Raw genomic sequence first — 12,119 nt, 5'->3', positions numbered from 1 at the left:
CATTACACCTCAACCTTTCGATTCAGCAGCATAGAGGCCAGTGCGAGACAGAGCGCCGCAAGCACGATCACTGCCAGGAAGCTGAAAAGCGAGATGTGGACGGCCTTCAGCTCCACCGTCCAGCCGGTCAATTTTGTATAGTGAAAATCAAAATCCGCATACACTTTTACCGGCCATAAATCATGTTGAGATGAAGTGAAAGGCGTAATGATTTTATCGTCAATATAGGTCCAGACAAACGCAAGCACGATGCAGATCACCCAACGGAGGACGGGAACATGTTTTAATGAGTGAAAAACAGTCCAAAAGACGGCCACGATCACAGATAAATACGCTGAACTGATCAGCAGGTAAGCATTCAGTCCGGTTAATGTGCCGGCCAGGGGAATGGTGTGTTCCAGCGCTCCTTTTGCAGAAAGCATCCGGTACATCCAAATACCGTAACCGGTCAGCGCCAGCTGCCCGATCAACTGATACAGCAGTGAGGCCGTCAGCTTGGAAGCCAGCAGATAAAATCCTCCATTCGGATTGTAAAGCCACAGCTGATTTTTTCCTTCTTTATGAAGGTGATAGTACATAAAAAGCGGCGCTACAAGAAATTGAAAAAACCCCATTGCCGTAAAAAAGCCGAAAATGACGAGCGGTTCTTTCTGACGGGCAGCGATGACATGGGCTGCAAACGCCCAGCAAATCATGCCGCAAAGCCACACCGCGAGCCAAATCCATGAAACTTTCGCATCTTTTTTCAGCAAACCTAAAAACGATGTCATTCTTTCTCTCTCCATTCGGATCAAGTGTATGAGTAACATAGTACACTAGATCATCACGTATTACAATATCTTCAATAAAAAAAAGACAAATCCGCTCTTACGCAGATTTGCCTTTTCAATTACTTCTTTTTGTTTTTTAAGGAGAGCAGCGCATCACGATAGCTGCTATCCTGCATTTTGCCGCCGCTATCAGGATCGTTTGGTTCCTGATCCGTCTCAGAAGTCTTAAACTTCTGAAGCGCCTGACGGTACACATCATCGCCCATTGTATTCTTTTTCTCACGGGGAGATTCAGATTTTACAACGACTGGAGCATGCTCGGCTGAGCGCTCCTCGGCCGGATCATGCTTTTCCGGCTGTTCGGCTGTAGTGCCGATCGCTTCTCTCTTTTCTTCTTTGACATTCTGTCCTGCAGAAGTGCTGCGGACATTGAATGTGATAAGAAGTGCAATCACAATGACAGCAGCAATAACCGCTATAATAATGGCCATATAACCCTCTCCTTACTGTCGTCCGGCAGTTAGATTACCTGTGACTTGGCTGACACGTCTGCCAAGCGCACGGCCTAATTGAAGGCCTTCTTCCGTCATCAGCACATCGCTGTCAACCGGGCATGTGACGCCCGCGCCGTAGTAAGAGCCGTACAGCGCGTTTTCAGGAACGTTGCCGGGAAGTCCGACAACAATCATGCCTTGGTGAAACATAGGAGTGATCAGATTGTGCATTGTCATTTCTAATCCGCCATGTGTTGTCGCCGTCGTACAGAATACGGCGCCGACTTTATCAATCAGCTCGCCTTCAGCCCACAGATAGCCGAGTCTGTCGATCCACGCTTTTAAGCCTGAACTGATGGTGCCAAAGTGTCCCGGGCATCCCCAGATAATGGCATCCATGTCTTTCAGCTTGCGGATGTCTGCTTGATCGACATGGTCGATCAGGACTTCAGCCTCAGCGTTTTCTCGTGCTCCTTCGGCAATGGCTTCAGCAAGGTGTTTTGTATGTTCGCCTTCACTATCGTACACTACGTAAATTTTCATTCAGGAAACCTCCCATTCAGATGATTAAGATTCCTTCACTTCTTTAGGGGCCGGAAGCAATGACAGCTCCTCTTTTTTCTTCGCCCGCTGTTTGTCTTTCCGTACGTCACGCAAGAACAGGCTCAGGACTACGCCGATAACCGCAAAGATCGTCGCCCACATAAACGCGTCATTAATCCCCATAACGTTGGAATTAAGTGAAGCTGTTTTGTAGAGATAAGAATAAACGGTTTGTTTCGCCGCATCAAGCGACATGTTCATGTTGACCATTAAATTCGAAACCGCGCTTTGGAACGACTGCATGAAGCTTGGATCAGCCGTGCTCGTTTTATCCGCAATCTGCGAATAGTGCATTGTCGTACGGTTCGTATAAATCGTTGTGATCAAACTTGTTCCGATTGAACCGCTGATCTGGCGAAGCGTGTTGCTCATCGCCGTGCCGTGGCTGTTCAACCGTGCCGGAAGCTGGTTCATTCCGGCTGTCATAACAGGCATCATTAACAGTGACATACCGAATGCGCGGATGGCATAGACAAGCATAATGTGCGTGTAAGGTGTGTCAATTGTCAATTTTGTGTACTGGAATGTCGTTGCGACCGTGATGACCAGCCCGATAATCGCAAGCGGTCTTGGACCGATTTTGTCAAACAGAATACCGGAAATCGGCGACATGATCAGCATGACAATCGCGCCCGGCAATAGCAAGAGGCCCGATTGCAGCGCCGTAAAGCCGACTAAGTTCTGCAGGTAAATCGGAAGCAGGAACATTCCTGTGTAAAGCGCAACGGTAATAATGATGTTAATCACACTGGAAAGTGAGAAAATATCATATTTAAATACCCGGAAGTCGAGCATCGGTTTTTCAGAGCGCAATTGCTGAATGACAAACGCGGCAATCGCGATGACACCGACAATGACGGTAGACAGCACGATCGGATCTCCCCAGCCGTCGCTGCCCGCTTCACTGACTCCGTAAAGCAATGAGGCAAATCCGACAATGGATAGAATCGCACCCAAGCTGTCGAGTTTGATTTTTTGCGGTTCCACCAAGTTCTTAAAGAGGAAGAACGCTATGATAATAACGATTGCCCCGATCGGAACAAGGCCGTAGAACATAATGCGCCATGTGTAATGCTCGATGATCCAGCCGGAGAGAGTCGGTCCGACCGCCGGAGCAAACATCATCGCAAGACCGAAAATCCCCATTCCTTTCCCCCTGCTTTCAGGCGGGAAGATAAGCAGAATGGTTGTCATGACCAGCGGCTGCAGGATACCGCCGCCGACCGCCTGAATTAACCGGCCGATCAGCATGGTTGAGAAGTTAGGCGCGATTCCGCAGACTAACGTTCCCGCTGTAAAACAGAACATGGCTACGAGAAAGAGGCTTCTCTGTCCGAACCGGGTAATTAAGAACGCAGATAACGGAATCAAAACACCGTTGACCAGCATGTATCCGGTCGTAAGCCACTGAATCGTCGTCGCACTCACACCGAACTCGGTCATTAAGTGCGGCATCGCCACGTTAAGAAGCGTTTGGTTCAAGATCGCCAGGAATAACCCGGCCATAAGCACAATAAGCAATGTTTTAGGACTTTTTACTTGATTATCTGATTTAGCCACCTAAGACAACCTCCCTTCATGGTTTGATGACTGATCTGTATTATTCAGAGATTTTTACAGATGCGTTCATACCAGGAAGCACCTTGTCAGATGGGTTGCTGAGTGAAATTTTAACAGGAACTTTTTGCGTTACTTTTGTGTAGTTGCCGCTTGAGTTTGAAGAAGGCAGCATATCAAATGTTGAATTTGTCGCATAACCGATTTCTTCTACTGTTCCGTCAAATGTTGTATTAGGGTCGCCGTCAACAATTACGTCTACTTTGTTTCCTACTTCAATGTCTCTAATATCTGTTTCTTTAATGTTTGCAGTGATGTAAAGGTGTTTCATGTCAATTTCCTGGGCAATTGTCGTACCGGCTTGCACCATTTGGCCGTTTTTCACTTCGTTTTTCACGATTGTTCCATCCATGATGGCTTTTACGTCAGCATTTTGCTGTCCTTTGATTTTTGCAACAACGTCGTTTTTGCTTACTTCTTTCCCCTCATCAAGGTTCCAGTCAGTTACTTTACCCGCAGCAGGAGCTGTGATAGCAGCCATGTCGCCGGCAACTTTTGCTTCATCGGTTTTTACATAGTGTGTGCTTTGATAATAGTAGTAAGCACCTCCGCCTATAATTGCAAGAACAACAATCAAACCGATAATGTTGGTCAGAATTAAACGTCCTCTGTTCATTTTGTTTTCTCCTTTCGTTTCTTCCTCTATCATTTTGTGGAATGATGATAAAAATATGTGGGGATTTTTTTATTTTCCGTTTTTCACTGCACAGCCGTTTGCAAGCTTCGTTAAACTTTCCGCAAGCTTGCGCAGGTACTGCAGTTCAGCGGTATTGAGCTGCCGGTATAAGACCGCCGCTTTTTCGGCATATTGAACAGCAGCTTTCTTTAGAAGTTCTTCCCCCTCTTCGGTTAACTGAATCATAACAACACGCCGGTCGTCGTGATAGTCGCTCCGAACCATTAGGCGGCGCTTATACAGAATATCGGTCATTCTCGTGACAGACGCCGGTTTCAGATCAAGCGACAAAGCCAGCCTTGAAAGCTGCGTGCTTTTGCTCTTATGTATTTTGAACATCAGCAGATACTGCAGCACTGTAATATCAAAAGGTTCAAGAACTGTCTCCAGAATCATTTTCTGCTTTTTGTAAATCGATCTGGAAGTATCAAACAGTTGTTCAAAACTGAGCAAAGCGAGCTCTGATTCAATCACCGTATTTTCACCTCATTCCCTTAATAATAGTTCACAAGATAAAATATTAATAAATGAAAGAAGGTTTGTAAAGAGAAAAGTTTCATTTTTTAAGGATTTTTTTTATGCCGTTTTTTCTCTTTATTTTTAATTTAAAAAAGCCGGGTGAAGAACCGCGGCCGCACGATTCTTCACTCGGCTTTATGTTTCATACGATGCTTTGCTTACACCGGCTTCCTCATTTTTAAAAAAGCTTTTCAGCGCTTGAAATACGTCTGATTTCTGTTTCAGGACGTAGTATTTAAATTTATCATCTTTGACATTTTTATAGGCGGACATGAGGGTGGAATGCCTGTTATATTGATTGACCTCACCGTAACAGAACAGATTCGATTTTTTCATGATGTCATTGACGAGCTTTACGCACCGGGCGTTATCCGAAGTCAGGTTATCTCCGTCTGAAAAATGAAACGGATAGATGTTGTAGCGGGCGGGGTCATATTTTTCATCAATTAATTCAAGAGACTTCCGGTAAACGGAGGAACAGATGGTGCCCCCGCTCTCGCCTTTCGAGAAAAAATCTTCTTCGGACACAACCTTCGCTTCCGTATGGTGGGCGATAAATTCGATATCAACCGTTTCATACTTTGTCCGTAAAAATCGTGTCATCCAAAAAAAGAAGCTCCTCGCCATATACTTTTCCCATACGCCCATCGAACCGCTTGTATCCATCATCGCTAAAACGACAGCTTTCGATTCCGGCTTCGTCACATCATTCCATGTTTTGTATTTCAGATCTTCCGGATAAATAGGGTAAAACGACGGCTTGCCTGTCATGGCGTTTCGTTTATAGGCCGACAGCATCGTCCTTTTCTTATCGATATTCCCTGTCAGCCCGGTTTTCCGGATATCATTGAACTCGATATCGGTATGGACGATATTGTCCCTTTCCTTTTGCTGCAGATTCGGCAGTTCTAATTCCTGAAACAGCGCTTCTTCCAGATCCATCAATGAAACTTCCGCTTCATAATAATCCTCGCCTGCCTGATCGCCGGCTCCCTGGCCTTTTCCAGCTCCCTGCTTTTTATCTGCGCCGTCTCTTGCGACGACATCGCCGACTTCGCTGTCGCCGTCGCCTTGGCCGACATGTTTATTTTTATCATAGTTATAACGGATTTTATATTCATCAAGCGAACGAATCGGGATTTTCACGACATCTTTTCCGTTGGACATAATAATGCTTTCCTCAGTGACAAGATCCGGAAGGTTGTTTTTTATCGCTTCCTGTACTTTCTTTTGGTGGCGCTGCTGGTCGTCAAAGCCTTTGCGATGGAGGGACCAGTCTTCCTCTGAAATCAAAAAATTTCCGCTGTCATTACGGGACATGAATTCCCCTCCTTAACCGTTATGGTCGTTTTACATGTGTATTCCGGCTTGGTCCTGTTTATGAAACAAGTCCGGCGAAAAGATTTATTTTTATCTTATGCCGGCCGGACTCTCCAATTGACAAACAATTGCGAAAAACAGACAAAAGAACCCGTCCTTTTACAGACGGGCCTCTCAATGAAATCAAACATCAGCGGTTTAACAAGCTTCCGACATACTTCAGCAGTTCATTAGCGCTAGTCGAATTATAGCCGTGTTCATCTATTAACCTTGCCACTACCTCATTGACCTTTTTAAGCTGCTGCTCATCCGGCGTTTTGGTTGAGGTCGTAATTTTCACCACGTCTTTTAAGTCTGCGAACAGCTTTTTCTGAATCGCTTCGCGGAGTCTTTCGTGCGAATTATAGTCAAAGCGTTTTCCTTTTCTTGCATAGGCGGATATGCGGATTAAGATTTCTTCGCGGAACGCTTTTTTCGCGTTTTCTGAAATGCCGATCTGCTCTTCAATGGATCTCATCAGTTTTTCGTCAGGATTCATTTCTTCACCCGTCAGCGGATCGCGGAGCTTATTTTTATTGCAGTACGCTTCCACATTATCTAAATAATTGTCCATGAGAGTTTTCGCGGATTCTTCATATGAATAGACGAACGCCTTCTGCACTTCTTTTTTAGCGATGTCATCGTACTCTTTCCTGGCGGCGGAAATAAAATTCATATACCGCTCTTTGTCCTCGGCGGAGATGGACGGATGCTGGTCAAGTCCTTCTTTTAAGGAACGCAGCACGTCAAGCGAATTGATCGATTCCATATTTTTTCTGATAATTGTTGAGGAAATGCGGTTGATGACATAGCGCGGGTCAATTCCGCTCATTCCTTCATCATGGAATTCCTTCTTCATATCCTCAAGATCAACGGAATTGTAACCTTCAACGCTTTCTCCGTCATAAAGCCTCATTTTTTTGACGAGATCAATATCAGAGCGGTTCGGTTCCTTCAGCCGGGTCAAAATAGAAAACATCGCGGCCACTTTTAATGTATGGGGGGCGATGTGTACGTCAGAAACATCACTTTCAGAAATCATTTTTTCATAAATCCGTTCTTCCTCTGACACCTTTAAATTATAAGGAACAGGCATCACGATGATCCTGGAGTGAAGGGCTTCATTTTTCTTATTGGCAATAAACGAGCGGTACTCCGTTTCGTTCGTATGCGCAACAACCAATTCGTCGGCTGAGATGAGCGCAAACCGTCCGGCTTTGAAATTCCCTTCCTGCGTGAGTGACAGAAGGTGCCACAGAAATTTTTCATCGCATTTCAGCATTTCCTGAAACTCCATCATTCCGCGGTTCGCTTTATTTAATTCACCGTCAAACCGATAAGCGCGCGGATCTGATTCTGAGCCGTATTCGGCAATTGTTGAAAAATCAATACTCCCCGTCAAGTCGGCGATATCCTGTGATTTCGGGTCAGACGGGCTGAAGGTTCCGATTCCGGTACGTTTATCCTCCGAGAAGAATATACGTTCAACCTTTACATCCTCAATTCTGCCGCCGTATTCTTCTTCAAGCCGCATGACATTAAGCGGAGAAAGGCTGCCCTCAATTCTGATGCCGTATTCTCTGTAGAAGTCGTCGCGCAGATGATGGGGAATGAGATGGAGAGGATCTTCATGCATCGGGCAGCCTTTAATGGCGTAAACAGCGCCGTTGTCTGTCAATGAGTAGGCTTCAAGCCCTTTTTTCAGCATGGTGACAAGAGTTGACTTTCCGCCGCTGACGGGTCCCATCAATAGTAAAATCCGTTTTCTTACATCGAGCCGCTTGGCAGCCGGGTGAAAGTATTCCTCCACGAGCCGTTCCAGAGATTCCTCAAGGCCGAACAGCTCCCGCGAGAAAAAGCTGTATGTCTTTTTACCGTCATCCTCCTCGATTCCGCTGTCTTTTATCATATTAAAAACGCGAGAATGAGCAGACTGCGCGACCAATGGATTTTCTTTTATGATCTCCAAATAATCAGCGAACGTCCCTTCCCATTTGAGACGCTGCTCTTCCTCTCTGTACTTTTCAATTTTCTTTAATATATCCATAAGAACCTCCTCTATCATGGTTAATGCACTAGAAATAAGGTACTTTGTTACAATCTATGCGGTGACGTGATAATACATGCTTTTCGTTTCTTAAAAATAAAGACGTTATAAGGCCGTCATTGACAAGGGTCCGGTGCACCGTTCATAATGAAAGAAATACAGTTTCATCCAGACTCGGACATCAAATGGAAAAGCAAAGAGGAGGAGAAATGATGAAAACGATCATTTTACTTGGGGTCATTCTCACTTTTTTAGTATCCATTTTTACGGCGGGTTACGACAGCAAACCTGAAAACAAATAACGGCAAAAGGGTGCTCTTCATAAAGAGCACCCTTTCCTGTACAACATAACAATGTTTCATATTTGAATATGTTCTTGGACAGTTGATTTTTCATGAGATTTGCAGCTTGTTTGATACTCGATTTTTCCGATTTTGCAGCCCGGGCCGATTTCCACATGCTTTCCTCTGACGATGTCCGCTTCCGTGTATTCGAGGTAAATTGCGTCTCCTTCGATCAATTCAGCAGAAAGCGTGCCGGCTTTCCGTTTAAGAAAACCGGGTTTCCGTCTGACGGTGATCGATGTGCCGCCGATTTCTTTCACGCGGCTTCGGTCATAACGCAAATGGATGTTTACGTCCCCCGCGTTTAACAATCCCGCCACATTGATACATCCTGTTACATGAAGCAGCTCCGTCTGGCAATCACCGCTGACGGTGAGACTGCCTTTTATATGACACCGCTCTCCCGCGGCCCCGCCGCCAATTTCAGCAAGTCCTTTCAGCCTCATCGTGGCGAAACGCATGGAGCCGCCGACTTTCAATGTGCCCATCACATTTGCTGAACGTGCTGATAAATCTCCTGCAACTTCATGCTCTCCGAAAATTTTCAGCCTGTTGATCTCGGCATCTCCGAGAAAAAGTCCCGTACCGAATATCCGGCAGCGTTCGCTTTGAAGTCCTTCGCCGACAGTTCCTTCCCCTTTAATGCTTACATTTTGGTAGGAGCCGCCGGAGGCGTGTCCGGCTCCGTACATTTTTAAATGACTCAATTTTTTTGTCGTTTCCATCGCAGTTCCTCCTATCGTTTCACGACTTTGTTAACCAAAGCGGAAGGATCACATGTAAAATCGCCGCTGTATTCCACAGTCCCAATGGTGCAGCCTGCGCCGATCTGTACATGATTTCCGCGGACTGTCTTCGCGTTCGTGTCCGCCAATTCAATGATGTCACCTTCAATCAGCTCTGCTGTCAGCACCGGGGCCGGCATCAGCTTAAAACGCGTAAGCACGCTCTTTCTGCTCATCACTTTCAAATGGCGGCATCCAATTTCTTTCACTCGGCTCTCTCCCGCCGTCAGCTTAATACTGACTTCATCGGCATTCAGCAGGCCGCCGATCTTGCATTTGCCTTCCGAACGGAACGTCTCTGTCTCGCAATCGCCTTCAATCCCGGCTTTCCCGGATATGAAAATATCATCAGCTTTCACACCGCCGCCGAAAGATGAAAATCCCGCGACGTTCAGCCGCTCCGTTTTGACATCACCTTTAATGACACCCGTTCCGTTGATACGGATGGATTCAGCTTCGGCACTGCCGGAAATTTTCCCCGAACCGCTGATCGTCAGCGTTTGCGTCTTGACATGTCCGTCTGTTTTTCCGCTGCCGTTAAACAAAAAGCTCGCGCACTCCACATCACCTGACACCGTGCCGCTTCCGTTGATCTCTACTGTATGAAAACGGCCTCCTTTTGAACTTCCTGAACCGTTGATGATTAATTTATCTGTTACTTCCATTGATGGTCCTCCTGCATCCATTTCGTTTTTAATTCTTCCGATGCCGCAGCAAGCGCCACCCGTTCAACCACTTTGACAGTCGGTTCAAATAAAATATGTTCCGCGTCTGCGATGAAGCACGTCGTTACGCCAAGCTTTCGGAGCATGACAAGCTCCGTATTTGCTTTCAGTTCGGAAGCCTCATACGTTTTCAGCACCCCTGCCGCCAATTTTCCTTCCTCAAGGCTGATATTGCCCGATTGCAAAAGTCCTTCAAGCACATATAAAGACAGCAGCGGGCGGGACGTGAATATCACACCGTCTTCGCCATAAACTTGCAGCGCGGCTTTTGAAATCAGTCCCTTTTGAAGCAGCTCCGCAGACGTTATATTGACATCAGTCATTTGCGGAGACAGCATTTCTCTCATTTCATCCAGAGACAGATTTTCTTTCATTTTCTGTATTTTTGAGATGCGTTTTAATATTTCCGCTCTCGGAAAAAATGTTTCCTGGCCTGTAAATGTTGATTTTCGGATAAACCATTCTTCAGGAATTAAATTTTTCCGTTTCCAGCGGTACAGCTGCCCGTATGAGATTGATGTTTCTTCCAGCAATTCTTTTTTAGAAATCAGTTGTTCCTCCATGAATCCAGCTCCTTCGATGAAAGTATTGTAACATAACACTGTTACGTTGTTAAGCCCATAAATATAAAAACGCCGTGAACCGCTGCTGTCCGTCTTTTTTATTCAATAAAAAAACGCCCGGATGCGGGCGTTTTTTTCACGTCAAATCTCTGTAATTTTGCTGGCGCAGCGCTTCATATACAAGAATCGCGGCCGTGTTGGACAGGTTTAATGATCTCACATGCTCGGTCATCGGCAGACGCAGGCAGCGGTCCATATTGTTTTCGATCAATTCTTTCGGAAGTCCGCTCGTTTCTCTGCCGAATACGAAGAAAAAGTCTTCCTCCGTATTTGAGTAATCAAATGATGTGTGCGGCTTTTGGCCGAATTTTGTAATGAAGAAAAACTTTCCGTTCTCATATGCCTCAAATAACTCTTCCAATGAATCATGATATACGACGTTGACGAACTCCCAATAATCGAGTCCGGCGCGCTTCAGCATTTTATCATCGGTCGAGAATCCGAGCGGGCGGATCAAATGAAGCGTTGTGTCTGTTGCCGCACAAGTACGTGCGATATTTCCCGTATTGGCCGGGATTTCGGGTTGATATAAAACGACATGTAATGCCACGATGTTCACCTCTGTTTTTTATTCCGCCCACCATTATATCATTAATTACTCTTTTGTCGTATCATCCGTAATATGAAAAAACGCATATCTGATGGAAGGAGTATACGCCGTTGAATCCTCATATGACCAATATCTCATTCTGCTGTCATACGTTTGGGCATTGACAAGCGGCATATTGCTTTTATCTTTCGCGACCACGATCGCCGTATGATTAAAACGGCCGTCCCCTTCAAAATCATAGCAAATGATATCTCCGGGCATCAGTTCTTCGGCTCTTGATACTTGCACCGCGCGAAGCCCTGCCTTGGATTGGGCCAGATACATCTTCATCGAATGCGCGACCGTCCAGCTGTAGCTCCACGAGCTTGCCTTCATCCACCAGCCTGAGCCTCTGTTCGGATGCCCCCGCATCGGTGCTTTTCCGGCATGTAAACATTGGGAAATAAAATTGGTGCAGTTGTCGCTGAAATTGTTATAAGCGGGATTTCGTTTATTCCAAAACTTCTCCGCGTACTGCACGGCAGCCAGACGGTCGTATAGAAACGCCCGCCCGAAATCTTCCCGTTCACTCCGCTCATATTCAATTACGCTGTTTCCGTCAGAAAATCCCGCCGGTTTTTTCTTTACTTCCCGATCTTTAATCAAAAGCTGATCATAGAGAAATGCAGTCCGCTCCTCAATCTGCTCTTCTAAGTAAAGGTGTCCGTCATGCTCCTTGCACAAATATTCGAAATGAATCGTGTACATGACGCATAACGTGCCGTCGTCCTCAAGGCTGCTTTTGACAATGACGGCTTTTGCCTTCGCTTTCACAATGTCAACTTTCCGTTTTTCAAACAGCTCTTTTTTTCTCGTCAGGACCTCAAGATCGCCGGGCTGCCCATTGTGCCTCATCTCGGTTCCGTTGATTAAATAATGAAGCCGGGCCTCCGCTAAATCTTCAATAATATGCTTCAAGCGCTCCACCCACCATACTGTTTTATAAAGAAAAACACTTGAACTCACGC

Annotated in this window: 13 protein-coding genes; all 13 read right to left on the bottom strand. The window is 45.8% G+C overall.

Annotated elements, in window-relative coordinates; all coding sequences use genetic code 11:
- Positions 1-2: 2 nt before the first annotated feature.
- The 13 genes from NSQ37_RS10135 to NSQ37_RS10075 all read right to left on the bottom strand — a co-directional run bounded on the left by NSQ37_RS10135 (position 3) and on the right by NSQ37_RS10075 (position 12,069).
- On the bottom strand, positions 3-770 hold the full coding sequence (locus NSQ37_RS10135) for a hypothetical protein (RefSeq protein WP_012117148.1): 768 nt from the start codon (positions 768-770) through the stop codon (positions 3-5).
- Between the two features lie 119 nt (positions 771-889).
- Entirely contained in the window at positions 890-1,261 is a 372-nt protein-coding gene (locus NSQ37_RS10130) for a hypothetical protein (RefSeq protein WP_025284468.1), read from the bottom strand.
- Between the two features lie 12 nt (positions 1,262-1,273).
- Entirely contained in the window at positions 1,274-1,807 is a 534-nt protein-coding gene (locus NSQ37_RS10125) for an NAD(P)H-dependent oxidoreductase (RefSeq protein WP_003155386.1), read from the bottom strand.
- A 24-nt stretch (positions 1,808-1,831) separates the two neighbouring features.
- Entirely contained in the window at positions 1,832-3,427 is a 1,596-nt protein-coding gene (locus NSQ37_RS10120) for an MFS transporter (RefSeq protein ID WP_003155387.1), read from the bottom strand.
- A 40-nt stretch (positions 3,428-3,467) separates the two neighbouring features.
- Positions 3,468-4,133, bottom strand: a complete 666-nt coding sequence (locus tag NSQ37_RS10115) for an HlyD family secretion protein (protein WP_007610259.1) — start codon at positions 4,131-4,133, stop codon at positions 3,468-3,470.
- 36 nt (positions 4,134-4,169) lie between these two features.
- A complete protein-coding gene (locus NSQ37_RS10110; RefSeq protein WP_003155389.1) occupies positions 4,170-4,634 on the bottom strand; it encodes a MarR family transcriptional regulator in 465 nt (154 codons plus the stop codon).
- A gap of 180 nt (positions 4,635-4,814) precedes the next feature.
- Positions 4,815-5,999: a sporulation protein YhbH gene (yhbH, locus tag NSQ37_RS10105; RefSeq protein WP_100001312.1), complete on the bottom strand. Its 1,185-nt coding sequence runs from the start codon at positions 5,997-5,999 to the stop codon at positions 4,815-4,817.
- Between the two features lie 190 nt (positions 6,000-6,189).
- Positions 6,190-8,085, bottom strand: coding sequence for a serine/threonine protein kinase PrkA (gene prkA, locus NSQ37_RS10100; protein ID WP_003155391.1), 1,896 nt, complete (start codon positions 8,083-8,085; stop codon positions 6,190-6,192).
- A 358-nt stretch (positions 8,086-8,443) separates the two neighbouring features.
- The gene (locus NSQ37_RS10095; protein ID WP_072588933.1) at positions 8,444-9,154 is read right to left on the bottom strand and encodes a hypothetical protein; all 711 of its coding nucleotides are present in this window, start codon (positions 9,152-9,154) and stop codon (positions 8,444-8,446) included.
- 11 nt (positions 9,155-9,165) lie between these two features.
- Positions 9,166-9,879, bottom strand: a complete 714-nt coding sequence (locus NSQ37_RS10090) for a polymer-forming cytoskeletal protein (RefSeq protein ID WP_007408429.1) — start codon at positions 9,877-9,879, stop codon at positions 9,166-9,168.
- Positions 9,870-10,502, bottom strand: coding sequence for a YhbD family protein (locus NSQ37_RS10085; protein ID WP_341123672.1), 633 nt, complete (start codon positions 10,500-10,502; stop codon positions 9,870-9,872). The genes NSQ37_RS10090 and NSQ37_RS10085 overlap by 10 nt, the downstream gene beginning before the upstream one ends.
- Positions 10,503-10,638: 136 nt before the next feature.
- Positions 10,639-11,121 (bottom strand): tRNA (uridine(34)/cytosine(34)/5-carboxymethylaminomethyluridine(34)-2'-O)-methyltransferase TrmL, encoded by a 483-nt coding sequence (gene trmL, locus NSQ37_RS10080; protein ID WP_007610253.1) that lies wholly within the window; start codon positions 11,119-11,121, stop codon positions 10,639-10,641.
- Between the two features lie 36 nt (positions 11,122-11,157).
- On the bottom strand, positions 11,158-12,069 hold the full coding sequence (locus NSQ37_RS10075; RefSeq protein WP_144464986.1) for an amidase domain-containing protein: 912 nt from the start codon (positions 12,067-12,069) through the stop codon (positions 11,158-11,160).
- Between the last annotated feature and the right edge of the window lie 50 nt (positions 12,070-12,119).

Source organism: Bacillus sp. FSL P4-0334, from assembly GCF_038004825.1.
Lineage (GTDB): Bacteria > Bacillota > Bacilli > Bacillales > Bacillaceae > Bacillus > Bacillus velezensis.
The sequence above is the reverse complement of the archived record's forward strand: the minus strand, read 5'-3'. Positions and strand labels throughout refer to the sequence as shown.